Source organism: Candidatus Syntrophocurvum alkaliphilum (assembly GCF_009734445.1).
Lineage (GTDB): Bacteria > Bacillota > Syntrophomonadia > Syntrophomonadales > Syntrophomonadaceae > Syntrophocurvum > Syntrophocurvum alkaliphilum.
The window spans coordinates 80,871-106,105 of record NZ_CP046457.1 but is presented as its reverse complement, the minus strand read 5'-3'; the positions used below and the strand labels follow the sequence as shown (position 1 = coordinate 106,105).

The following is a 25,235-nucleotide window of genomic DNA, read 5'->3' as shown; positions in this document are numbered from 1 at the left end:
TGCGATATTTCCGCCATTCTCTATTAAGCATAGGTTTAAAAACTAAAAATTATGTTCATAAATAAATAATAGCTAGAGTAAATATTTTACAATACAAATTTAAATATAAATACTTGGAGGTAAAAAAATGAAAAAATTAAATAATTACACTTTATGCCCTCTTATTATTGCAATGTTATTGTTCTTAGTACTACCAACTGCTAATGCAGAAGAAATCCCCGATACCGTTTATGAAGGTTTTCAATATGAAGATAAATTAGATAGTTCTGAGAAACTTGAAGATAATGAAGATGAAGAGGAATTAAAAAATTCTAGTAAAAAAGAAGAAAATAATGAAGTATTAAACGATGATTCGAATCGAGATGAAAAAGAGAAAGAAATTTATGATAATGAAGTATTAGAGATTTTTGAGGATATTATTTATTTAAATATTAAGCTTAATAGCCAAAAATTAGATCTTAATAATCGTCCTTTCTTGACTAGTGCTAATAGAACAATGGTTAAATTGAACACTTTACCTGAAATACTTGGCTGTAGTGTAGGGTTTGTTGAACCAGACCAAATAATTATTAGTTCTTCTAATACAGATATTGTTATGTATAACGACCAAAAAACCTACTATATTAATTGCACTGATAAAAAATTAGATATAGCACCTAAGATGAGTGAGAATTTTACAGTTTATGTACCTTTACGGTATGTAGCTGAGGAATTAGATTACTATATTGGATATGATCCAGCTACTAAAACAATTATTCTTAAAGATAATGAATATTATATAGAACAACAAAAACGAAAAGAAAAAATATCTAATATATCTTTACCAAAAGACCTCCCTACTTGGGGGAAAGCAAAATCCTTATCAGATTTAGAGCCCTTATGGTATGATAAGAAATTGCTAAGTGCTTACTATACTAAAATGCTAGATAATTCACCCGGCAGAGTAGCCAATATTAAACTATCTGCAGAAAAAATTAATGGTGTAGTCTTAAGCCCTGGAGAAGTGTTTTCCTTTAATGAAACTGTTGGAAAAAGAACAGCAGATGCAGGATTTAAATCAGCAGGAGTAATTGTTAATAATCAACTCACTAGTGGTATTGGAGGAGGTATATGTCAAACCTCTAGTACTTTATATAATGCAGCATTATTATCTGGTATGGAAATAGTTGAGAGAAATCCACATTCTCTAAATGTATTATATGTACCAACAAATAAAGATGCCATGGTGTCTTGGGGTTGGTCTGACTTGAAATTTAAAAATATTTTAGAAAATTCTTCTAAAATATTAGCCAATGTATTTGGTGATTATATAGTTATTTCTATAGTAAAACTAAATTAGCTTGAAGACTAAGAACTTAGATAAGTAAGTAAGTTCAGCTATTACTCGTTTTTTAAAATAATGAATAAAAAGAAATGTTTCGGGCTAAACTATCTATGGTAAATTTAGCCTGTTTTTTTATGATGTAATCTTGTAGAAAAAAATTAAAATACCCAATATGTATTAAATATGAAGTATCTGTATATTATAAAAAAGCATTACAAAGCCTATACTATTAGCCTTTGATTAAGCTACTTTTTATGATAATACTAAGGAAACACTAATAAAAATGTATGTAAATTATAAACTTCACTTAGAACAGTAGGAGGTATATTTTATGAAAATTGCTCTTCTATCACCTATAGCTTGGCGAACACCACCAAAGCATTATGGCCCTTGGGAAAGGGTAGTTTCTTTAATAACTGAAGGACTAGTTGAAAAAGGTTTTGATGTTACTCTATTTGCTACTGGCGACTCGATAACATCAGGAAAACTAGAGTATATTTGTCCAACCCCCTATGAAGAAAACAAAAATATAGATCCTAAGGTATGGGAATGCTTACATATTGCTCACTTATTTGAGCAAGCTGATAAGTTCGATATAATTCATAATAATTATGATTTTTTACCACTTTCATATAGTAGATTAGTAAAAACTCCTGTAGTTACAACGATACACGGTTTTTCCTCTAAAAAAATAATACCTGTATATAGTAAATATAACGAAAATAACTATTATGTTTCTATCAGTGATGCTGATCGTAGCTCTGAACTTAAATACACCTCTACTGTTTACCATGGTATAGATTTAGAGTCTTTTACTTTTAATAATAACCCAGGTGATTATCTATTATATTTTGGCAGAATTCACCCTGATAAAGGTACTGTTGAGGCTATACAAATAGCACAATCAACTGGTATGAAGCTAATAATTGCAGGTATCATTCAGGATGAAAGCTATTATATAAATGAAGTTCTTCCTCATATAGATAATGAAAATATTATCTATATAGGGTCTGTAGGACCTGAAAAAAGAGATGAAATTTTAGGTAATGCATACGCACTTCTTCACCCCATTTATTTTAATGAACCATTTGGATTAAGTGTAGTAGAATCCATGGCCTGTGGAACTCCTGTAATAGCTTATCCTAAAGGTTCTATGCCAGAAATAATTAAAGATGGTATCACAGGATTATTAGTAGATAATGTTGATGAAGCTGTAAATAGAATTAACCAAATATCTGAAATTGATAGAAAGCAATGTCGTTTGTGGGTTGAAGAAAGGTTTAGTCAAGAAAGAATGGTTAATGACTATATATCAGTTTATAAGAAAATAATAAAGGATAACACGAGTCAACGGGGACGGTTCCTTTTGACTCAACTGACTTGAGTCAAAAGGAACCGTCCCCGTTGACTCTATATGACTCTATGTTCCTATTCTGAAAGGAAAAATATCGAGTAGGTGCCTGCACCTACATGTGAGCCAATGGTTGCTCCAATTTCTGATATTATAAATTTTTCACACCCAAATTTTTTTTGAATTAAGTCCCTTATAGTTAAAGCCCCTTCATAATCATTCGAATAATTTATACCAATCAATTGATCTTTTAGGTTGTAACCTCTTTCATTCATTATGTCAAGCATTCTTCTTTTTGCTTTCTTTAAACCATGTACTTTTTCTAATGGATATATTTTACCATCCTCAAGATGTAATATTAATTTTATATTAAGTAAATTTCCTATTGTAGCTGAAGTTGCACTAACTCTGCCACCTCTTTTTAACATCTCAAAATTCCCTACTATAAAAAGATGTTGCATGCGGTTTATATTATCTTTTATTTCTTCTATTATTTCCTGTTTGTTTTTTCCTGCTTTAAGTGCTTCAGCTGCCCTTATAACTGTTAGACCATACCCCACAGATGCACTTTGGGAATCAATTACTGTTATTCTATTAGGATCTACTGATTCTCCAGCAATGTAGGCGGATTGGTATGTTCCACTAAGCCCTGATGAAAAAGCTACATATATTATATCATCATCTGTTTCTTTAATTACCTTCTCAAATTCATTTTGAAACTCAATCGGGGGTATTTGAGCCGTAGTTGGCATTACATCCGGCTTTGATATTAATTCATAAAACTTTTGCGGACTTAAGTCTAATCTGTCTTTATAAGTATTATCATTAATATTAGTAGTAAGATAAAAAAGTTTTACCCCTAGCTCATCTAATAAATCCTTATCCAGATCACAAGCATTATCAGCATAAAGTCTTATACCCATATTTCACCTCCGAATTATTTAAGTTTGCACCTTTGTACACATTTTTGTGTACATGGCATTTTGTATTTTACACCTTTTTACAAATCTACACAAGTAAATCAGTAATCTATGATATAAAAAAAATAGACTTATATAAACACCAGTTTGTATAAGTCTACTAAGTTTTACTATTTATTTGTTTTTCTGAGCTATTTTATCATATCATAATTTAAAATTTATAATTATGCTATCCAAATATAGTAGGTGCCAACAATGATAATTATGAAGCCAGCTATCTTTTCCATAATATTATTCCACTTGGCAAATTGATCCATTCTAGCTAAAACTCCTGTAAACGTACCTGCTAATATTATGGGTATACCTCTCCCCATTGCATATATGAAAAGAAGTGTAGCACCATATAACCATTGTCCACTTGCAAAAGCAATTGATAATATAACTAATAAAATTGGTGTACCACATTGAGTACCTACTAAGCCTATTACCATGCCAAGGAAGTATGCTCCTAAATATCCTCTTTGTTCACCTGCTCGAGTTAATAAATCTCCACCAAAATTTATATTTAGGTTGATTGCACCAATAAGGTTTAATCCTATTGTTATACATATTGCAGCTACAATGTAATATATAATACTTTGGGTTAAACCAAATAGACCTCCAACAAAAGCAATAAATAACCCTAAAAGCATAAATGTAGTTGCAGTACCTAGTGTAAATGCTACTGACATAGCAAAACTTTTTGTTCTAGCCATTTCATTTCCACCCACATATGCCATTATTAAAGGAATCATACTTAAATTACAAGGGCCTATACTTGTTATAATTCCAGCTATAAATACTAGTCCATAGCCATATATAGAAAAACTCCCTAGAAATTGCGGTAAAACAGTATTTATCCACGCTTCCATAAACTATTCCACCACCTTATCGAGTTGAAGGCGCATTTCTTCTACTGGAATATAACCTACTTGCTCATATAATTTTTCACCTTGTGAGTCCAAAATAAAAATTGCAGGTATATACCGTATATCAAAATCTCTTGCTAGCTCATAATTTTCTTCATTATCTACATCAATAAGAATAAAGGCTACATCTTCTTTATATTCATTTTTTACTTGTTCATATACATCATACATTTCAATACATGCTGGACATCTATCACTAGTAAACATTAGCCACATGGGTTTATTGTTTTCTACAGCATTTTCTATAGCTATTTGTGGACTTCCCTCTTGTGATAATTGTGGTTCTGTTCTTTCATCAAACTGTTTATAAATTAGAAGCCCTATAATAACTATCCCAATTAAAATTGCAACTTTATTAACAGCTAGTTTATTCAATTTTACTCCCCCTAGATACAATTAATGTCTACTATTATAGTAGACATTAATTGTTATATAAACCTTAAATTATTGTTAATTATTATGATAAGTTTAATTGTTTTAGTTTAAAAATAATATCATCGAAACTTTTATATGAATAATATTCAATACCATTATTTTCACAGTAATCTACTAGAGATTTTTTGGCAAATACATAATCACAGTTCTTTATCGCACATCTATCAGAATATCCATCACCTATATAAACACTCGTAAAACCAGAATGTAGGTGTTTCTTTATTAAATTAGTTTTACATACTCCACATTGTTCACATTCCTTATTTAAATAAGGAGCTTTTATTTTTAGGCCATTATCTTCATATAAATGATTAGCATAATAGGGAATATTTAATTTATTCTTGTTTAGAATTAGCTTAATGTAGTTATCATAACCATCACTTAAAATATATATAGGAAAGTTATTAATATTTGCCCATTTAACAAATGGTGGAAAAGTAGGATCTATATTTAATGTGTTAAAAAATTTTTCTAACTCGTTAAGTTCAATGTCCATTAATTCAAGAGTTTTTTGGGCTACCCCTACAGTAGACAAAACTCCTTTTTCCCATAACTCATTAAGCTCCTCCCAGCCATCACGAGCATAGGTTTTAACCATTGTATAGCAAATATCTTCACTTGATATTGTGCCATCAAAGTCTACAAAGAAAATTAACTTTCTATCCACAGTTGCTTCATCCTTTGTGCTGCAATATTAATATCATCTTGTGCTAATATAGCAGATACTACTGCTACACCATCTATACCACTCTTTTTAACAGCGCTTATGTTATCATGATTAATTCCACCTATTCCAACAACAGGAATATTTACTGCAGTTTTAAACTTACTTAAGGATTCAGGGCCAATTACTTCCTTTGTATCTTTTTTAGTATCGGTATAATAAACTGGACCAACACCTAAATATGTTGCGCCTTGTTTTTCGCCTTCTATAGCTTGTTCTATAGTATTTGCTGATAAGCCAATAACTTTATTTTCCCCTAGAATTTTTCTAGCTACTGTTAAAGGTAGGTCATCTTGTCCTATGTGTAAACCATCAGCATCTACTGCTAAAGCTATATCAAGCCTATCATTTATTATTAAAGGTACTTGCAAATCACTTAGGTGACGTTTTAGCTCTGTTGCTATATTATAAAATTCGCGACTTGAAGCATCTTTTTCTCTGAGTTGGACTAAAGAAGCTCCTCCTTTTACAGCCTGTAAAACCGCAGTTATAATATCATTTCCTTTTATTAAGTCACTATCAGTCACTAAGTATATTGAATAATCTAAACCCATTTTATTTGTGCCTCCCGCATAATATCATTGGATTTTAAATTGTATAGCAGGTCATAAAATATTACTCTAAACGTTCCTGGGTTTCTTCCTGCTATCTTAATTGCTCTTTCTCCAGCAATATTAAATGCACATATTGCAGTTGCAGTTGCTATAAATACATCATCAGGATTTACTGCAATGCAAGCTGCAACAAGACCACCTACCATGCAACCTGCACCAGTTATTGTCCCAAAAAGGTTTGTACCATTACTTATATAAGCCATTTTTTTGTCATCTGCTATTACATCTATTGGACCTGTAGCTGCTACCACTATCCCTTTTTTTATAGCCAATTCCTTACAAACCTCATCAAGATCTTCACCCGTATCTAATGAATCAACACCTTTTGCCTGTGCCTCAACTCCTGCTAAGCTTTTAATTTCAGCGGCATTCCCTTTAATTACTGATATTTTCCCATTAGCACTGATTTTATTAATAACCTCCACTTTACGGGGAATAACTCCACAAGCAACAGGGTCTATAATTAGTGGTACGCTTTTATAATTTGCTCCTTTTACTGCTTCTATCATTGCTTCTTCTTGTTCACCTGTTAAAGTTCCTAGATTCAGGTATAATGAACCTGCTATATTTGCAAAATCAAATGCTTCTGCAGGATGTTCTACCATGGCGGGAGATGCACCAGAAGCTAATATTGTATTAGCAACATCGTTTACCGTTACATAATTAGTAATACAGTGTACTAACGGGTTTTGACTTTTCACTTTTCCCCATATATTTGCACATTGTTCTATCATTGTAGCTCACCCTTTCTAATTGTACTTAAGCAAAAATGATCTAATATACCTACTCCTTTACCAATAGGAAATCCAGTCTTAAGACTTGTACTAATATATTTTTTAGCCTTAGTTACAGAATCAATTACATCTAAATTATTAGCCAGATTAACTGCTATTGCTGAAGAAAAGGAACAGCCTGTACCATGACTATTATTTGTATTAATTCTTTTTGATGAAATATGGTAAGTTTTATTATTATTACCTACAACATCAACAGGTTCTCCATCTAAGTGACCGCCTTTAACAATAGCCCATTCACACCCATAATCTAATAATTTCAAACACGCAGCATCCATATCATTTATATTGTTTATCCTAGTATTTAATAAGGTTTCAGCTTCAGGAATATTTGGTGTAATAATCTTAGAAATAGGAAAAAGTTTATTTTTTAATGCCTCTATTGCTTCTACATGCAATAATCGATCACCACTTTTTGCTACCATTACTGGGTCAAGTATTATAGGCAGATTATTATTATAACTCTTTGCTTTTAAATAAGATGCTACTTTTTCTATTAAAACTTTACTACTTAACATACCAATTTTCACAACATCAATATTAATGTCTGAAAATAGTGCTTCGAGCTGTGCTTCGACTATATCTGGATTTATTTCTTGAACTTTAATTACTCCTTTGGTGTTTTGTGCAGTAACTGCAGTTATAACAGTAAGACCATAAGCCCCCAAAGCAGAAATTGTTTTAAGGTCAGCTTGTATACCAGCACCTGCACATGAATCAGAGCCCGCAATTGTGAGTACGCATTTCATTATTTTTATATCCTCTCTTTCATGTTTTAGCATTAGTTTATATATTAATTTTCTATACCATTTATTAATTGGTATAATGCCCCAAAAAACATTAAGTGAACAAGCAAAGCTGTTCACTTAATAACAGATTTTGCTTCCCTACGCTGGAATTACCCAGTTCAGGTATTAGGGTCAGAAGTTTCCACTTCTTTCTCAGCTTCGGTTTAATAAAGCTCCCCTAGCTTTTTATAATTTATATGTTATAATCAAATAATATTTTAACATAAATTAATATTTTGCAAAATTTTTCACAGATTAAAAGGATTTTTTTTATATAGAACGAATATATTATAGTAAATAATTAAACATTGTAGGAAGGAGGATATTGTATTCTCTTTTAATAAAATTGAATAGAAGGGAGGTTAAAAGCTTTTGCAGGAAGAAAAAGCAACTAATCGCTGGATAGTAGTTTTCGGAGCGGTTTTAATTCAGCTGTGTTTAGGTGCTGTTTATTCTTGGAGTCTATTTAATGCACCATTAATTGAACTTCACGGGTGGGAAGCATCAGGTGTAGTATTAACTTTCTCAATAACCATAGCTACGATGTCAGTTTTTACCATTATAGCTGGAAGAGTCCAAGATAAAATTGGACCTAGATGGGTAGCTACTGCTGGTGGGGTATTACTAGGACTCGGAGTAATTTTAGCAAGTCAGGCAACTTCGCTTTGGCAACTTTATTTATGCTATGGACTAATTGGTGGTGCAGGTGTTGGTACCGCATATGTATGTCCACTTGCAACATGTGTAAAATGGTTCCCTGACAAACGTGGACTTATAAGTGGCATCGCAGTTGCAGGCTTTGGAGCAGGTGCATTAATATTTACTCCTCTAATCAATGTATTTCTAGCAAGTTCCGGAGTTTCTCAAACATTTGTGTATTTAGGAATTATTTATCTAATTGCTGTTAGTATAGGTGCTCAATTTTTAAAAGTTCCTCCTGATGGATATGTACCAGAAGGATGGACACCACCTGAAACAACTAGTGGAACTAATCAAACAGATTTTTCTACTGGGCAAATGTTAAGCACACCACAGTTTTATTTAATGTGGGTTATGTATTTATTTGGATGTCTAGCTGGTTTAATGGTAATTGGACTTGCAGCAGATATCGGAGTAAATCTTGTTGGACTTACAGCAGCTACTGCTAGTACTGCCGTAATGATTATAGCTATTTTTAATGCTACCGGCAGAATAATATGGGGCACTTTATCAGATGTATTAGGAAGAATCACCTCACTAATCATAATGTACATATTAGCAACTGCAGCAATGTTCTTAATGAGCTATATAACAATGACATTTGCAACATTCTTAATACTATGTTCCTTAATTGGATTCTGTTTTGGTGGTTTCTTAGCACTATTCCCATCACTAACAGCAGATTATTATGGAACACAAAATCTTGGCACTAACTACGGAATAATGTTTCTAGCTTATGGTTCAGCAGCTATAGTTGGACCAATAATTGGTACAGCAGTACCATTTCAACATGCATTTTTAATCGCTTCAGTGTTATGTGCAACCGCTACAATACTAACATTCTTTACAAAACAACCTAAAGCTCCAGATCAAGCTATGGCTAAAAGAAAAGCAGCTTAATTTGTATTTTAAAAAGGTTGGGCTTAATGAATAGCCCACTGTCAAGTAGACAGGTGTAAAAATTAAAAACTATACTACAAAGACCTGACTCAAATATTTAATTGCAGTCAGGTCTTTTCTATATGGTAATATATGCAAACTTATGTTTTAATATATGTATAACTTGGGGGTGGTTACTTTAATATATAGTAAGCTTTGAGTATAGTTATAATTATATTTTACATATACTAAACTTATTATATTTGGAGGTGTATCTATGAGTTTATTAAATCAAAACATTAATGTTGGTGATATGGTTGAATATCAAGAAGGTACTGTTGTAAGTAAAACCGTTATAGGAAAGAAAACAGGAACAGTAACTGTATTTGCTTTCGCAAAAGGCCAAGGGTTAAGTGAGCATACAGCTCCCTTTGATGCTATGGTTTATATTCTTGACGGTGAAGCAGAAATAACTGTATCTGGCGAAAAATATACTGTCAAACAAGGTGAAATGTTAATAATGCCTGCTGATGAACCACATGCATTAGATGCCTTAAAACCTTTTAAAATGATGCTAATCATGATACGTTCTTAATAAAATGACTGTCATCTTATTTTTGACACAGGAGGTTATAAAATATGGGTGGATTTGAAATTTTAATAGTTTTTATATACTTAGCATTTCTTGTAGTACCAATAATAGTGCTATATTTTGTAATAAAACTTGCCATAAAGGCAGCTGTAAGAGAGTTGAGAAATGAAGGAGTTTTAAATCTAGCTGCAAATGAAAACAAAAGTAATGAATCTTAGTTATTACTCATTAATAAGTGGTATCTCGATATAAAAAGATGCTCCTTCACTTTCATTTTGAGCCCATATTTTGGCATTATGAAGTTTAATTATTTGATACACAATTGTTAAGCCTAAACCAAATTCGCCTTTAAATCCTTTGTTATACTTGTCAAATAATCCTTCCAAAACTTCCTGCTCAATTTGAGGACCATCATTCCAAAGGTGTAATATAACTTTATCATCTAAAGATTTTATAGATATTTTTATTTCATTTTTTGCATAGCGAATTTGGTTCTCTAATAAGTTTTCTAGTACAACTGTCCACTGTTCTTTATCACCCTTAATTTTCAGTGAAACTAAGTCCAAAGACCAAATTATTTCTTTTCGCTGCCAATAAAATCTTTCTACTATATCACTAATTAATTTATTTAATGAAAACACCTCATATGAAAGATTATGTGTCGCTAAATAGTCTAGTTTTGTTAAATACAAAAGGTTATGAATTCGCTTTTCTAGGCGTTTTGCTTCTTCTTCAATTACTTCTATCGTTGGTTCTAGCTCACCCTTAGGATAAATGCCATCTTTAATTGCTTGAGTATAACTACGAATAATCATTACTGGAGTTTTTAGTTCATGGGATATATTTTGTAAAAATGTTTGTTGGGTTTCATCTTGCTTAATCAATTGATTTCTTAGCATTTCTACAGAGTCACCTACACGACCAATTTCATCTTTGCGATTTAATTGTATATTCCCTTGCCAATCCCTATTTGCTAGCTTTTGCACCTTTTTTTCTAGCCTTTCTAAAGGTTTAGATAAATACCTAGCTAGTCCAAAAGATAGTATCCAACTAAGTAAAAATACTATAGCCACCAGAAAAACTAATCTATTAAATAGTGTTGTAACTAAATCTTCTCGGTAAGTATCCCACATATATGAAACTAAAAATATTTCTTGATTTTCTGCTTCACGTTTTGTTATAACATAAAACATTTTTCTTTCATCTATTTGAGCACTATATCGTTCACTGGTTTGGTCCTGTTCTCTTATATCTATTTTTATTATTTCAATTAATTCAGCAGGAAGACGATGAGAAGTACTCACGTTACTATCTTGTTTTAATACCAAAAAGTGATTAACTGTACGAATATCTTGGAAGTGTTGTCTTTGTCTGTTAGGTATATGACCAAAGTTAACTATGTCATCAGTTAGTTCACTTTCTGTAAAATCACGTAATATTAAAGATTGAGCACTTTCTATAGTTTCATAGATTTCTGTAGTGAAAAAATCACGTAAAGTCCAAGGCAACAAAACAGCTAAAAAAATTGAAATAGCTACTGCTATTCCTGCTATAACTAACCAAATTTGATATGATAATGGTAGGTTTTTCAAGATTTCACCATCCGATAACCATATCCGTAAATAGTTTCTATCCTTAACTCTGGCATTTTTTTACGCAATCTCCTAATAAGGTCATCTACCACACGGTCAGTTCCAATATAGTTATCCTCCCAGATATAATTTAGTATTTGTTCCCTTGATAAAGCTGCTCCAATATTTTTAGCAAAATATAATACTAGGTCAAACTCTTTTGAGGTCAATTCTATTTCTTTGTCATCTTTTAAAACTGTTCTAGTTATTTCATTAACTGTATAAGGAAATATACTTAAAATAGTTTGTTTATTTTGGTAAACACGCTCAATTAGTTTTTTAGTTCTTATTACAAGTTCTCTAGGAAGAAAAGGTTTAGATAAATAATCATCACTACCTAATTCTAACCCTACAACTCTATCAATATCTGCATCTCTAGCTGAAATAAAAATTACTGGTAAGTTTTGTGAAGTTTTTTTAATTTCTTTAATAAGCTCATACCCATCAATATCAGGAAGCATTATATCTAATATCCATAAATCAGGAGAAGGAGTAATTGCTTTTTTGGCTGCCTCTCCCGTAAAAAAGGATGTAACATCCCAGCCCTCTTTTTCTAAATAAGAAGTTAAAATTAAATTTAAATTTGTATCATCTTCAACCAAATTAATTTTAATTGACATAAAAAAACAGCTCCCTAATATTAAGTATAACAAAAAAACGTGCATAAAATCCTTCTAAGCACGTTTTAGTGCAAATGCCAGCAAAATCTAAATGGAGGCACTCTTAATTTAATCTTTTATTGTCTTAGCTGCTTTATATTTTCTCTAAACTGCTCCTGATTTACCTCACCATCTTGTAGTTTAGTTCTTAGTTCGCCTAATTTATCCTTAAAATCTTCTGGAACATCTCCTTTTTTATTCTGCCATCTGTCTTGATTAGATTTCATCCTATTTGGATTAATCTCTTTCATTTCTTCACAAAATTGTTCTCTTGTTATTTCTCCACTACTTAGCTTAGCTTTTAACTCATCACACTTTTCTCTTATTTCCTCAGTGGCTTGAGTTTGTAAACCTGAACGCTCACCTTCAAACTTAACCCGTTCACTAATTTTTGTACGTTCTTTTGAAAAGTCTCCTCTGTTTTCGTTTTTGTTGCTGTCAGTGGCAGCAAATGCTACAGTTGACATTAATAGTGTTAATATTAATGTAATGGGTATTATTTTTTTTAGTTTGCTAATAACAAACACTCCTTTCAATTTTTATTTGAGTGCCTCCACTAACAGTATCGGAAAAAAATATGGTATAAGTATCAAAACATTATGTTAAATTGTGAAAAAAGGGCGAGTCAAAAGGAACCGTCCCCTTTGACTCGTTAAACATTTTTCATTGATAAAGCTATTCTTTCATTTTTTAAATCTACAGATATAACTGCTATATCAACTATATCGCCAACAGTTACAACTTCAAGTGGGTGTTTTATAAATTTATTAGACATCTCTGATATATGTACTAAACCACTTTGTTTAACACCTATATCAACAAAAGCACCAAAGTCTACAACATTAGCCACTGTTCCTTTTAAAATCATACCGGGTTTTAAATCTTCAATAGTTAATACATCTGTCCTGAAAATAGGTTTAGGCAGCTCATCACGAGGGTCTCTTCCCGGACGTTGTAAGTTTTCAATGATATCCGTTAATGTTGGCACACCTGCTTCTAATTTTTCAGCTACTTCTTTTACATTAAGTTTATTTAGTTTTTGCTTAAGGGAATTACTCCCTAATTGAGTTATATCTGAATTAATATAATCTAGTAGTTTATGAGTTAAATCATATGATTCAGGGTGAATTGCTGTATTATCCAAGGGATTTTTAGCACTATCAATTCTTAAGAAACCTGCACATTGCTCATAAGCCTTAGGCCCTAGTTTAGCTACTTTTAGTAAGTCTTTTCTAAATTTAAACTTTCCTTCCTTTTCACGGTAATTAACTATATTTTTAGCAACAGTTGAATTAATACCAGATACATAAGTTAATAGCGAAGGAGACGCTGTATTTAATTCAACACCTACATAATTAACTACTGATTCTACAACTTTAGATAGGTTTTCATTTAGCTTTTTAGCTACAATATCATGTTGATATTGCCCCACCCCTATTGAACGAGGTTCAATTTTCACTAATTCGGCTAATGGATCTTGAACTCTACGTCCTATTGAAACTGCACTTCTTTCAGCAACATCTAAATTGGGAAATTCAACTTGAGCAATTTCAGAAGCTGAATATACACTTGCCCCTGCTTCACTAATAATAGTGTAGGATATTTCTTTATTATATTTTTTTATATATTCGGCCACAAATTGTTCAGTTTCTCTAGAAGCAGTGCCATTACCTATAACTATAGCTTCTACAGAATATTCATCTAAAATTTCATCCAAAACCTTTTCTGCTTCTGCAATCTTTTTTTGTGGTGGTGTTGGATAGAAAACACCAGTTTTTAATAGTTTTCCCGTTTCATTTATAACAGCCCATTTACAACCTGTTCTATATGCAGGGTCTATACCGAAAACCACTTTGCCACCTACGGGTGCCTGCAATAGTAAACCTCTTAGATTTTTTGAAAATACAACAACTGCTTGAGCTTCAGCTTTTTCTGTCAATTCATTACGAACTTCGCGTTCTACAGATGGTTCTATAAGTCTTTTAAATGAATCGTCTATAGCTTTTTGTACTAATTCTGTTGTTGCTGTATTAGGTTTAAGAAAATCTTTATATAGCCTATTAAGTATTTCTTCTTTGGGTGGTTCAATAGAAACCTTTATTATTTCCTCCCTCTCGCCCCGATTAATTGCTAATATGCGATGAGGAGGTAGTTTTGAAACCGGTTCACTATAGTCATAGTACATGGAATAAACTGTATCATTATTTTCATCTTTAGCTTTAGTAACTAAAATACCTTTAGCTAAAGTTAGTTTTCTTATAAATCCCCTAACTGTAGCATTATCAGCCACCTGTTCAGCAATTATATCCAGGGCTCCATTTACAGCATCCTCAACACTTGTAACATTTTCATTTAAATATTGTTCTGCTATGCTATTTAATTTATCATCATGTGGAAAAGAAAAAAGATACTGAGCTAAGGGTTCTAAACCATTATCACGCGCCACTGATGCCCTTGTTTTTCTTTTGGGGCGATATGGTCGATATAAATCTTCTAATCTAGATATAGTATCTGTTTTCAAAATATCAGTTTTAAGTTCATCTGTTAATTTACCTTGTTCCTCTATTAAGCGAATAATATCCAGTTTACGCTGCTCTAAATTTCGATGAAACTTAATCTGTTCTTCAATTGTCCTTATTTCAACCTCATCTAACCCGCCTGTAGCTTCCTTACGATAACGCGCTATAAACGGAACAGTATTTTGGTCATCTAGTAATGAAACCGTTTTAGCCACTTTATCAATTGGTAGGTTTGATTCTTGACTAACTATTTCAATTATTTTGTCTTTCATATACTTCCTCCCTAGGTTTAATATGGTAAAATAAGTACTTAATAATGATATTTATTTTATATTGATATTTACATTAGTGCAAATTTTGCAATAATATTTAAATATTTTCCGTGACTTGACTCTTATAGACTTTATGTTTAATTTCAGAAAGGGAGGGAGTTAGTAATGATTATCCCTATTACAAAAAAAATTAAATTTGTAGAAGCCCCTAATCGAGGTCGTTTCCCCTATTGTCATTGCTTATTTATAGATGATGAAACTAAAGTATTAATTGATTCAAGCTGTGGTAAAGAAGATTTATTAAGTCTTATAAAAGGCCATGTAGATGTAATTATTAATAGCCATTTTCATGAAGATCACATATACAATAATCATTATTTTGATAAAACTCAAATTTGGGCACATGAATTAGATGCTCCTGCAATAAAATCATTACAATTATTTAAGGATTACTATGGCTTTAAATATTTTAATGCTGAAAACCTAGGTGATGATTTTGTTGATGGAATTCAACTCAAAGAATCACCTGTACATAATTATATAAAAGATAAAGAATTACTTGATTGGGGTAGTACAACTATGCAGGTTATACATACTCCAGGACATACACCAGGTCATCTATGTTTTTATTTCGAAAAAGATGGAGTTCTTTTTTCAAGTGATATTGACTTAAGTAGATTCGGTCCTTGGTATGGCCATTTATGCAGTAATGTAGATGATTTTATCTGTTCGATTAAAAAGTGTATAGAAATAAACCCTTCTACTATAGTAACTTCTCATAAGGGTATTTTTACTGATAATATAATTCAAAGATTAGAGGATTATCTTAATGTTATATATAAAAAGGATCAACTAATTTTAAATGCACTAAAAAAACCTATGACTCTTGAAAATTTAACTAAATTACAAATTATTTATGGAAAAAACACTAAATTTACTCCTTTTATTAAGGTACAAGAAAAAATGTCTTTATATGTACACCTAAAACGCTTAATTAAACTAAACGAAATCAAATTTTCTGAAGGAATTTATTATAAGAAATAATTCCATAATTTTCATGTCTTTAGTTTTGAAAGTTATTTGCTTATTCAAACGTATTAATTAACAAATAAATAAAAGGAGGAATGTTTAGTTATGCGAAAAATTTTCACCTTATCACTGATGGCATTATTTTTATTCACAATTCCAGCAAGTGCAATTATTGCTGCTACAGATATTAAAATTATGCCAATATCTTACGATGAGTCAGAAAAACCAAACATAGTTGACATTCAAGACCACTGGGCTAAAGAAGAAATAGTTGCTTCTTTTGAAAAAGAGTTTATGAAAGGTATTAGTGTTGATGAAGATGGTTTAGTAACTTTTGCCCCTGACCAAAAGGTTACAAAAGCACAACTTGCAGTACTAATAACTAGGGTATTTGATCTTGATACTATTACTTCATCTGATGAGATTAATATTAACATGGATAGCTGGTATTCTGAGGCAATTGAATTATGCTTAGATAATGAAATATTTGATTCTTCTAAAAATTTTAAACCAGACGCATATGCAACTAGGATTGAGGTAGCACAAGCAATTTCTAATGCATTTAAAGCTGCTGATATCAATGTGCCAACTACTCAGGTATGGTTTAATTATTCAGATATTGATAATTTAGATGAAGCAGATGTTTTAATTGTTCAATTTATGGCAAATTCAGGGATAATGAAGGGATATAATCAAGAATTCAGACCACATGATACCATTTCTCGAGCTGAAATTGCAGCTATAGTAAACCGTACAGATAAAATTGTTCAAACTAATACAGAGCTCAAAATTCCATCCAAAGTAAGCTTAGAAATTCCTGAAAAATCAGAGGAGCTACTTAAATGGATAGAAGAAAATAAAAATGTTGAAGGAATATATAGCACGCAGTATAACAACCAAGATGTTTACTTAATTGCTATGGGAGAAAAGCCTACTGGTGGTTATGAAGTAGTAATTGACAATATAGTAGTTAAAAATGATAATCACCATATTATTGAAGCATCGTATAAATCCCCAAGACCTAATACACCAGTTACAACAGCTATTACTTATCCATATCAATTAATTGCAGTACCAGCTGGGACACCAGTGGTAATAGATATATCACAGATTAATAATAAAAATGACTATGATAAACCTCAACCAGATCAAAAAGAATTAATAGGCAAAGAAAAAATGCCTAAACAAGTAATAGAATGGGCAGAACAAAAAAAAGATGACAAAGGTATTCATAAAAAGCAATTTAAATCCTATGATGTATATATGATTGCTAGAGGTGAGAAGCCTACGGGTGGATATGAAGTAATTATTTCTAATTCGGAATTTAATGAAGATGGAAAGTTTTTAGTTGATGTTGAGTATAAGTCACCTGCTCCTGATGAGGCTGTAATTATGATCTTAACTTATCCTTATGAATTATTTGCTGTTCCCTCTGGAACTGATGTTAAAGTAACTAAGATTTCAGAAGCTTAAACATCAAGATAATTAAAGGTAATTAACACAACAAAAAAGCTGATTTCAGTATTAGTGAAATCAGCTTTTTTCTATTCACAGTCTATTATAAATAACTCTTTTAACTTAATTTATGGACAAATATTCCACTTAAAAGTTTTGGTTCAAACCACGTTGATTTAGGTGGCATAACCATATCTGCATCAGATATATCCATTAAATCTTGTATTGTTGTTGGATACATTGAAAAGGCTACTTTCATATCCTCCTCAACTCGTCTTTCTAGTTCCTCAAGACCACGAATTCCACCTACAAAATCAATTCTATTATCTGTTCTAGGATCTTCAATGCCTAGTATTGGTGCTAACAAGTTATTTTGTAAAATAGATACATCTAATCTTTCTACAGGTTGATTTTTATTGAATGTCCCATCTTTAGCTTTTAAAATATACCATTTTTTATTAAGATACATTCCAAAAGTATGTTTTTCTGCTGGCTTATAAGGACCTTTACCTTTATGCTCAATTAATTCAAAATTTTCTTTAACTTTTTCTATAAACTCTTCTTCTGTTAGTCCATTCAAATCTTTAACTACTCTATTATAATCCATTATATGAAGATCTTTATCCGGAAAAATAACCGATAAAAAATAATTAAAATTTTCTTCACCTGTGTAATTAGGATATTTTTCTCTTCGCATTTTTCCAACACTAACCGCTGATGCTGTTCGATGATGCCCATCTGCTATATATAAAGCTTGTATATCTTTAAAGTAATTTTTTAATTTTTCTATAATATAACTATCATCTATAACCCACACTATATGCTTAACCCCACCATCAGATTCAAAATTGTATATAGGATCTTTTTTAATCCAATCTTCTACTATTTCATTTATTTCATCTTTTGATTTATAGGTTAAAAATATTGGACCTGTTTGTGCATCACAATAATCAACATGATTTGTTCTATCTTGTTCTTTATCTTTTCTTGTATACTCGTGTTTTTTAATTATATTATTTATATAGTCATCAATTGAAGCACTAGCAACTAATCCTGTTTGTATTCTATCACCCATTACCTGTTGGTATATATAAAAATATGGCTTATCATCTTCAATGAATATACCGTCATTTATCATTTTATAAAGATTTTCTCGTGCTTTTTCATATACCCTTTTATCGTATAGATCAATACTTGGATCTAGGCTTATTTCTGCTTTATCTACGTATAAAAAGGAATATGGATTATCTTTCACCATTTCTCTTGCTTCTTCACTAGTCATTACATCATAAGGTAAAGCCGCTACCTTATCAACTAAATTTTTGTCAGGTCTAATTGCTTTAAAGGGTTTAATAACTGCCATAATTACCTCCTACTTTACAAAACAAAATTTATATAATTACTAATCCACATTACATTATAAATTAAAATTAGTATCTATAACATATCTTTTTAAATTTAAATTTGGTTTCACTGTGAAAAGCAAACAAGTTAGCTCAACCTTAAGTTTTTTGTAGTTACTTTTTGCAGCAGAATCAAATTTATAAATTAACCTTATTGTATAAAATAAAGTTTTAATAAAAACAATAATAAAGATACTTTTTATCAAAACATATAGGAGGCAAAAGCATTGAGCAAGAAACTACAAGGAAAAGTAGCAATTATAACTGGTGCTGGATCAGGTATGGGACGAGCAATAGGAATACTTTTTGCCAAAGAAGGTGCAAAAGTTGTTCTAGCAGATTATAATGCACAAACTGTTGCTGAAACATCTGATATAATTACTCAACATGGCGGGAAGTCTATAGCTTTAACAATTGATATGGCTCATTTAAATCAAATAGAAAGCTTAATATATACTACGATTGAACAATATAGCAAATTAGATATTTTAGTAAATAATGCTGGAATTTTTGATGAATCCAAAGTGGCAACTGAAATAGATGAAGCTTTTTGGGATAAGATACTAGATGTAAATTTAAAGGGACCTTTTTGGGCATGTAAGCTTGCAATACCTCATATGATTAAAAATGGTAATGGAAGTATTGTAAATATAGCATCTATTGCTGGATTGATTGGTGGAGCAGGAGGAGCTGCATATACCACTTCTAAACATGGATTATTAGGGCTAACCAAACAAATATCGGTTTCATATGGACCTAAAGGTATTAAGGCTAATGCTATATGTCCAGGTGCTATTCAAACCGGAATGTTACCTGAAGAGTCCTTAAGTGATGAATCAAACCCTTTATTAGCTAAAATAATGAATGTTCCATCTCGTCGTGTAGGTAAAGCGGAAGAAATCGCAAATGCTACTTTGTTTCTTGCTAGTAATGATTCTGACTTTATTCAAGGTCAAAGTTTAACAGTTGATGGTGGCTGGCTCACCCAAGCATAATAAAAATAATAAACCATCCCTTGATACAAGGGATGGTTTTTATTTTTATGTAGTTTGCGAGTACAATATCCAGTATACAAAATTATTATAAAAAAGGGGGAAGGTTCTGTTTTGAAACAGAACCTCCTTCTGATTACACTACGGTAAGAAAATTCCTTCTGGGTCAATATTATTGTAAAGTATTTCAATTTCTTTATAGGTAGGTGGTACTGTTTCCCCACTTACTCTAGAAATATTTAGATCAAAACTACAGTTCTCTTTTACATCTTCAGGAGTATAACCTGGATGAACTGTATCTAGATACATTTCTCCGTTTTCATCAAATCTAAATACTCCCATGTTAGTAATTACAGCTTCTGGTCCACCTCTATAAGCATTGTTATAAACTTCTTTTTTATGAACCATTTCGCCTGATGGCCATTTTGGTATTCTCCAACCAGGTGATGTAATATAATCAACTCTTTCTTTAAAACGGCGTTTTTCTTGTACCATTATAAAGACAGTTTTCTTTGCTAAACCATTGATGTCTGAATTACCACCACTACCAGTTAAGCGTTTTTCGGGAACTATGCCATATTTACCCATAGCTGTTGTATTAACATTTCCATATTTGTCAACTTCTGCTCCACCTAAGAATGCTAAATCAACAACACCTCTTTGTAGCTGACCAAAAACATCAGACAGCCCAGAAGCAATTGATGCTTGATATATACAACGTGCATCCCCAACTGAACTAGGTAAAGATATTGGTCTTCCATCAACACTTCCAGCCTCGTATATACAACAGGCATTTGGAGCTGTTGTTAGCTGTGCTACCATTATGGCAAGCATTGGTAATCCTGTTCCAGCAAACACAACATCTTGATCATTTACCTCTCTAGCAGCAGCTACTGCTAAAAGGTCGATAGGTTTAAATTCGCCTGGTTTTGCATATTCTTGATTAGCCATTATCTTTTCCCCCTTTTAACCTTAGTTGAATAACCAAATGCAGGGTTAGCCCTGATAGTTTCAAGTTTTTCAAATCCTACTTTATTTAGGTATTCATTATAGTCTTTTACACCAAATACCCACTCATCAAGCCATGCATCTAGACCTTCTTGAGTTCTAGTAGAATTAAAGAAGTTGCTTAAGAATGCTCCATCAGTTTCATAGCAACCAAAGCATCCAGTAGGATGAGCTCCCCACGGTAACTCAACTATATAATCTATCTGGTGTGGCGCGATTAAGTTTTTGCTTGGCTCACGTCTTACATATTCTTCAGTTACTACTTGCTCTGCTACGATTATTACTTTATCAGCAGCTTTTATCGCTTCTTCATCACTGTAAAGCTGTCCTTCAACTCTTACTGTTCCTTCTTCACCCACCATTTGTACAAAAGCTATACACCAATCTGGGTTACACGCTGGAACATGCACTAATTCACTTCCATAAAATGGATCTTTTGCCATTTCGAATTTTTTCATTGGTATTTTTGGATTTGAGCCATCTCTTAAGCCTAATTTACCTAAGTGATCATACTCTGGATTTAACATATCTGTACCTAAACTAGCATAAGTTGGCATATAAGGTATTCCTAAAGCACCAGCCATCATACGATATAGTATTTGTACGTGACTGTAGTCTTCAATTACAACTTCGCCATTTTCAGCTTTTCTGGATAGATTTCCACCTATTTTTCCAAACAGCTCATGTCCTATCCAACATGATTCCCAGATCTTTACACATCCAGCACCTATTAATAGATCACTGTGTGTACCTCCATTTACCTCTACTAAATGAAGATCCTTTTTGCCCTGCCTAATCATTTCATAGATTGCTGCCATTGGCCTTCTCCAGATAGTAAAACCACTAAATGTCAGCATATCGCCATCTTTTATTTGACTGACAGCCTCTTGAATACTAACCTTCTGTACTTTAGCCATAATATTTCCCCCTCTATTTATACATTTTAATTATTAAGCTTTTGCAGTTGGTGGTTTAGTAAACCATGCAAGTACTGCTGAAAATGCACATAATACTGCAGCTACCATAAACGCTGTTGTAAATCCAACAGCTACAGCGAACATTGGTGCTACTAAGGCTGATACACCATATCCCATAAACACCAATCCATAGTTATTTCCAACATTCTTAGTTCCAAACCAATCCGCTGTTACTGATGGGAAAATTGACAGATATCCACCAAAACAGAATCCAACAGCACAGGTTACAACAAGGTATGAAACATAGCTCATTGGAACTAAACTCATGTAAAGCATTGCTACGCCTAAGATGATAAACTGTAGAAATAGTGATCTAATTCTACCTATTTTATCTGAGATTGCTCCCCAACCAAATCTTCCTCCAGCGTTAAATAGTGAAATTGTTACAACCGCGCCTCCTGCAGCTGCAGCAGTTAGTCCTACTAATTCAGTTCCGATATTAGCCGCTATACTTATAACCATTAGTCCGGCAGCAATTCCACAGAAGTACATAACAAATAATGAATAGAATTGAGGTGTTTTAATCATTTCACCTGGTGTGAAATCTAGACCTGTTTGTACAGCACCAGTTGTAGCTTCACCAGCTTTTGGCGGCTCCCAACCTGCAGGTTTATATCCTTCTGGTGGGTTGATCATTAATAGACCACCTAGGATTATCGCTGTACCATAACCTACGCCTAGATACATAAATGTAGATGATACACCAACAGATTCAATTAGTGAAAGAATCATAGGTGTAAATATCATTCCGCCAACCCCAACAGCTGCAAGGGCTAAACCAGTAATAAAACCACGTCTTTCAGGGAACCATTTTACACATGTTGCAACTGGTGTAACATAAGCTGCACCCATACCTAAACCTGTCATAAATCCATAGGTTAGGTATATTTGCATTATGCTAGTCGCCTGACTGGCTAAGAATACACCTAGTCCAGCTAAGAGACCCCCAGCAATAGCAACTTTTCTAGGTCCCAGCTTATCCTGAACTCTTCCAGCTAATAGAACACCGACAGCGAACATTGCCATTGTAATGGAGAAGGTAAATACAACATCACCTGTACTCCAACCAAATTTTTGTACTAGTGGTTCATTAAATAAACTCCAAGTATAAACAGCACCTAATACGGTTTGAATTAAAAGTGCCCCAAATAAAACCCATAAACGATTAATGGTTTTTTGCTCTTGCACAATTACTCCCCCTTTTTTTAAATAATGAAACTGGAGTAAACCCGTTTAAAATTTGCCTATTGTATGTCTACCAACAATAAGTCTTTGAATTTGGTTTGAACCTTCATATATTTGTGTTACTTTTACATCACGCATCATTCTTTCAACTGGGAATTCACTACAATAACCATATCCACCCATTAATTGAACACAATTTGTAGTTACATCCATACTTGTATCAGTTGCAAACATTTTTGCCATTGATGCTTCTTTGGAATGAGGTAGGTCATTTGATTTTAACCATGCTGCTCTATAGACTAACAATTGAGCTGCATCAAGTTGTGTTGCCATATCAGCAACCATAAATTGTACACCTTGCTGTGCGGCAAGTGGCTTTCCAAATTGTTGACGCTCTTTAATATAATTAGTGGTATATTCTAAAGCACCTTCACCAATTCCTAGTCCTTGGGAGGCAATTGTGATACGTCCACCATCTAATAGTCCCATTGCTACTGCAAAGCCATTGTTTTCTTCTCCTAGTATGTTTTCTTTTGGAACTTTACAGTTATCAAAATATAGTTCAACAGTTGGAGAACCATTCATACCCATTTTTTCAACAGGTTTGCTCATGGTAAATCCAGGAGTATCTTTTTCAACAATTAAGCATGTAATTCCTCTTCCTGCTGGTGCAGTAGGATCACTCTTAACAAATGTGCAATAAGTTTGCGCAACTCCACCATTTGTTATAAAGATTTTACTACCATTTAGTACATAATGGTCACCTTTATCTTCAGCTCTTAATTTAAGTGATGCAGCATCTGACCCTGCATTAGGTTCAGTTAGTGCATATGCTCCAATAATTTCACCAGTTGCTAATGGCTTTAAGAATTTTTGCTTTAATTTTTCACTACCATATAGATAAGTACTCATGCAGCCTAAGCCTGTATGAACACTCATTATAACACTTGTGGATGCACATACTTTTGCTAGTTCTTCGCAAAAGATAGAGAACATTAAATAGTCTCCACCAGCTCCTCCGTATTCTTCAGGAATTGGAATACCGGACAATCCGAGATCTGCCATTTTTTTGAAGTTTTCCATTGGAAACTCATGAGTTAAATCTAATTCAGCTGCATGAGGCTCTATTTCATTAACAGCGAATTTTCTTACCATATCTTTAAACATCTGTTGTTCTTCATTTAGCGTAAAATTCATTCAGGTTTCCTCCCTTAAGTTCTTATTTATTTTTAAAGTCAGGCTTTCGTTTTTCTGTAAATGCTTTCATGCCTTCTTTTTGATCCTCAGTAGCAAAACATAATCCAAAAATATCAGCTTCTATACTCATTGCTCTATCTATATCTGTTTGCATTCCTGTATTAACTGCTGCTTTACATAGACGTACTGATAGTTGACCTTTAGCTACTATTCTGTTTGCCATATCAAGTACATACTCCCACAACTCTTGTTCAGTAACTACAGCGTTTACTAATCCAATGCGTAGTGCTTCATTTGCATCTATTACATCACCTGTATATAATAGTTGCTTAGCCATTCCTTCACCAACAATTCTTGGTAATCGCTGTGTACCACCAAAACCAGGAGTTACACCAAGGCCTACTTCAGGTTGACCAAATTTAGCTTTAAATGAGCATATTCTAATGTCACAAGCCATAGCAAGTTCGCAACCACCGCCTAGTGCAAAACCGTGAATCGCTGCTATAACAGGTTTTTCCATTGACTCAATTGTGCTAAATGCTTCTTGACCAATAGCCCCGAATTCACGACCTTCCATAGCAGACAATTCCGACATTGCAGTTATATCTGCACCTGCTACAAAAGCCTTGTCTCCCTTACCTGCAATTATCATTACATCTACTTCATCGTCATCTTTGACTTTTAATGCAGCATCTTTAATTTCTATTAAAGTTTCTTTATTTAGCGCATTTAAAGCTTTAGGTCTATTTATATAGAGAACAGCAATTCTATCTTTCTTTTCTAGCAGAATATTGTTATAATCCATTTTTTCACCTCCTTT

At 32.6% G+C, this 25,235-nt stretch carries 25 protein-coding genes and 1 riboswitch; of the genes, 8 read left to right on the top strand and 17 right to left on the bottom strand.

Annotated features, from left to right (window positions below; translation table 11 throughout):
* Window positions 1-127: 127 nt before the first annotated feature.
* The gene (locus tag SYNTR_RS00465; RefSeq protein WP_156202658.1) at window positions 128-1,339 is read left to right on the top strand and encodes a VanW family protein; all 1,212 of its coding nucleotides are present in this window, start codon (window positions 128-130) and stop codon (window positions 1,337-1,339) included.
* Window positions 1,340-1,655: 316 nt separating this feature from the next.
* On the top strand, window positions 1,656-2,708 hold the full coding sequence (locus SYNTR_RS00460; protein ID WP_156202657.1) for a glycosyltransferase family 4 protein: 1,053 nt from the start codon (window positions 1,656-1,658) through the stop codon (window positions 2,706-2,708).
* Window positions 2,709-2,752: 44 nt separating this feature from the next.
* On the opposite strand, the gene SYNTR_RS00455 is transcribed toward SYNTR_RS00460, so the two are convergent.
* The 7 genes from SYNTR_RS00455 to thiD form a co-directional block, all read right to left on the bottom strand.
* Window positions 2,753-3,598 carry a DegV family protein gene (locus SYNTR_RS00455; RefSeq protein WP_156202656.1) on the bottom strand — a complete coding sequence of 282 codons (846 nt, stop codon included), beginning with the start codon at window positions 3,596-3,598 and terminating at the stop codon, window positions 2,753-2,755.
* A 221-nt stretch (window positions 3,599-3,819) separates the two neighbouring features.
* Window positions 3,820-4,506, bottom strand: coding sequence for a cytochrome c biogenesis CcdA family protein (locus tag SYNTR_RS00450; protein WP_156202655.1), 687 nt, complete (start codon window positions 4,504-4,506; stop codon window positions 3,820-3,822).
* Between the two features lie 3 nt (window positions 4,507-4,509).
* The gene (locus tag SYNTR_RS00445) at window positions 4,510-4,938 is read right to left on the bottom strand and encodes a thioredoxin family protein (protein ID WP_156202654.1); all 429 of its coding nucleotides are present in this window, start codon (window positions 4,936-4,938) and stop codon (window positions 4,510-4,512) included.
* A gap of 82 nt (window positions 4,939-5,020) precedes the next feature.
* Window positions 5,021-5,665, bottom strand: coding sequence for an MtnX-like HAD-IB family phosphatase (locus tag SYNTR_RS00440; protein ID WP_156202653.1), 645 nt, complete (start codon window positions 5,663-5,665; stop codon window positions 5,021-5,023).
* The gene (gene thiE / locus SYNTR_RS00435) at window positions 5,650-6,276 is read right to left on the bottom strand and encodes a thiamine phosphate synthase (protein WP_156202652.1); all 627 of its coding nucleotides are present in this window, start codon (window positions 6,274-6,276) and stop codon (window positions 5,650-5,652) included. Before thiE ends, SYNTR_RS00440 begins: the two co-directional genes overlap by 16 nt.
* On the bottom strand, window positions 6,267-7,070 hold the full coding sequence (gene thiM / locus SYNTR_RS00430) for a hydroxyethylthiazole kinase (RefSeq protein ID WP_156202651.1): 804 nt from the start codon (window positions 7,068-7,070) through the stop codon (window positions 6,267-6,269). The genes thiE and thiM overlap by 10 nt, the downstream gene beginning before the upstream one ends.
* Window positions 7,067-7,996, bottom strand: coding sequence for a bifunctional hydroxymethylpyrimidine kinase/phosphomethylpyrimidine kinase (gene thiD / locus SYNTR_RS00425; protein WP_320411447.1), 930 nt, complete (start codon window positions 7,994-7,996; stop codon window positions 7,067-7,069). Before thiD ends, thiM begins: the two co-directional genes overlap by 4 nt.
* 1 nt (window position 7,997) lies before the next feature.
* Window positions 7,998-8,108, bottom strand: a riboswitch (TPP riboswitch).
* A gap of 182 nt (window positions 8,109-8,290) precedes the next feature.
* On the opposite strand from thiD, the gene SYNTR_RS00420 reads away from it, so the two are divergent.
* The 3 genes from SYNTR_RS00420 to SYNTR_RS00410 all read left to right on the top strand — a co-directional run bounded on the left by SYNTR_RS00420 (window position 8,291) and on the right by SYNTR_RS00410 (window position 10,306).
* Window positions 8,291-9,517, top strand: coding sequence for an L-lactate MFS transporter (locus SYNTR_RS00420; RefSeq protein WP_156202650.1), 1,227 nt, complete (start codon window positions 8,291-8,293; stop codon window positions 9,515-9,517).
* A gap of 256 nt (window positions 9,518-9,773) precedes the next feature.
* Complete coding sequence (locus SYNTR_RS00415) at window positions 9,774-10,091, top strand: cupin domain-containing protein (RefSeq protein ID WP_156202649.1); 318 nt, start codon at window positions 9,774-9,776, stop codon at window positions 10,089-10,091.
* A 44-nt stretch (window positions 10,092-10,135) separates the two neighbouring features.
* Window positions 10,136-10,306 (top strand): hypothetical protein, encoded by a 171-nt coding sequence (locus tag SYNTR_RS00410; RefSeq protein ID WP_156202648.1) that lies wholly within the window; start codon window positions 10,136-10,138, stop codon window positions 10,304-10,306.
* 3 nt (window positions 10,307-10,309) lie between these two features.
* Here the strand turns inward: SYNTR_RS00410 and SYNTR_RS00405 are convergent, their stop codons facing one another.
* From SYNTR_RS00405 to SYNTR_RS00390, 4 genes are all read right to left on the bottom strand, one after another.
* Window positions 10,310-11,680 carry a sensor histidine kinase gene (locus tag SYNTR_RS00405; RefSeq protein WP_156202647.1) on the bottom strand — a complete coding sequence of 457 codons (1,371 nt, stop codon included), beginning with the start codon at window positions 11,678-11,680 and terminating at the stop codon, window positions 10,310-10,312.
* On the bottom strand, window positions 11,677-12,339 hold the full coding sequence (locus SYNTR_RS00400; protein WP_156202646.1) for a response regulator transcription factor: 663 nt from the start codon (window positions 12,337-12,339) through the stop codon (window positions 11,677-11,679). Before SYNTR_RS00400 ends, SYNTR_RS00405 begins: the two co-directional genes overlap by 4 nt.
* A gap of 116 nt (window positions 12,340-12,455) precedes the next feature.
* On the bottom strand, window positions 12,456-12,905 hold the full coding sequence (locus tag SYNTR_RS00395; RefSeq protein WP_197079132.1) for a hypothetical protein: 450 nt from the start codon (window positions 12,903-12,905) through the stop codon (window positions 12,456-12,458).
* Window positions 12,906-13,030: 125 nt separating this feature from the next.
* Window positions 13,031-15,169 (bottom strand): Tex family protein, encoded by a 2,139-nt coding sequence (locus tag SYNTR_RS00390; protein WP_197079131.1) that lies wholly within the window; start codon window positions 15,167-15,169, stop codon window positions 13,031-13,033.
* A 165-nt stretch (window positions 15,170-15,334) separates the two neighbouring features.
* On the opposite strand from SYNTR_RS00390, the gene SYNTR_RS00385 reads away from it, so the two are divergent.
* Both SYNTR_RS00385 and SYNTR_RS00380 read left to right on the top strand, forming a co-directional pair.
* On the top strand, window positions 15,335-16,213 hold the full coding sequence (locus SYNTR_RS00385; protein WP_156202644.1) for an MBL fold metallo-hydrolase: 879 nt from the start codon (window positions 15,335-15,337) through the stop codon (window positions 16,211-16,213).
* Between the two features lie 90 nt (window positions 16,214-16,303).
* Complete coding sequence (locus SYNTR_RS00380; RefSeq protein ID WP_156202643.1) at window positions 16,304-17,671, top strand: protease complex subunit PrcB family protein; 1,368 nt, start codon at window positions 16,304-16,306, stop codon at window positions 17,669-17,671.
* 100 nt (window positions 17,672-17,771) lie between these two features.
* Here the strand turns inward: SYNTR_RS00380 and SYNTR_RS00375 are convergent, their stop codons facing one another.
* Complete coding sequence (locus SYNTR_RS00375) at window positions 17,772-19,016, bottom strand: DUF1015 domain-containing protein (protein ID WP_156202642.1); 1,245 nt, start codon at window positions 19,014-19,016, stop codon at window positions 17,772-17,774.
* Window positions 19,017-19,283: 267 nt separating this feature from the next.
* Here SYNTR_RS00375 and SYNTR_RS00370 point away from each other — a divergent pair, with 267 nt between their 5' ends.
* The gene (locus tag SYNTR_RS00370) at window positions 19,284-20,051 is read left to right on the top strand and encodes an SDR family NAD(P)-dependent oxidoreductase (protein WP_156202641.1); all 768 of its coding nucleotides are present in this window, start codon (window positions 19,284-19,286) and stop codon (window positions 20,049-20,051) included.
* 138 nt (window positions 20,052-20,189) lie between these two features.
* Here the strand turns inward: SYNTR_RS00370 and SYNTR_RS00365 are convergent, their stop codons facing one another.
* The 5 genes from SYNTR_RS00365 to SYNTR_RS00345 are packed head-to-tail and all read right to left on the bottom strand — an operon-like array spanning window position 20,190 to window position 25,220.
* On the bottom strand, window positions 20,190-20,999 hold the full coding sequence (locus SYNTR_RS00365) for a CoA-transferase subunit beta (RefSeq protein ID WP_156202640.1): 810 nt from the start codon (window positions 20,997-20,999) through the stop codon (window positions 20,190-20,192).
* The gene (locus tag SYNTR_RS00360) at window positions 20,999-21,973 is read right to left on the bottom strand and encodes a CoA transferase subunit A (RefSeq protein ID WP_156202639.1); all 975 of its coding nucleotides are present in this window, start codon (window positions 21,971-21,973) and stop codon (window positions 20,999-21,001) included. Before SYNTR_RS00360 ends, SYNTR_RS00365 begins: the two co-directional genes overlap by 1 nt.
* 33 nt (window positions 21,974-22,006) lie before the next feature.
* A complete protein-coding gene (locus SYNTR_RS00355; RefSeq protein ID WP_197079130.1) occupies window positions 22,007-23,221 on the bottom strand; it encodes an L-lactate MFS transporter in 1,215 nt (404 codons plus the stop codon).
* Between the two features lie 45 nt (window positions 23,222-23,266).
* Window positions 23,267-24,415, bottom strand: coding sequence for an acyl-CoA dehydrogenase (locus tag SYNTR_RS00350; protein WP_156202637.1), 1,149 nt, complete (start codon window positions 24,413-24,415; stop codon window positions 23,267-23,269).
* Window positions 24,416-24,437: 22 nt separating this feature from the next.
* Window positions 24,438-25,220, bottom strand: a complete 783-nt coding sequence (locus tag SYNTR_RS00345) for a short-chain-enoyl-CoA hydratase (RefSeq protein WP_156202636.1) — start codon at window positions 25,218-25,220, stop codon at window positions 24,438-24,440.
* Between the last annotated feature and the right edge of the window lie 15 nt (window positions 25,221-25,235).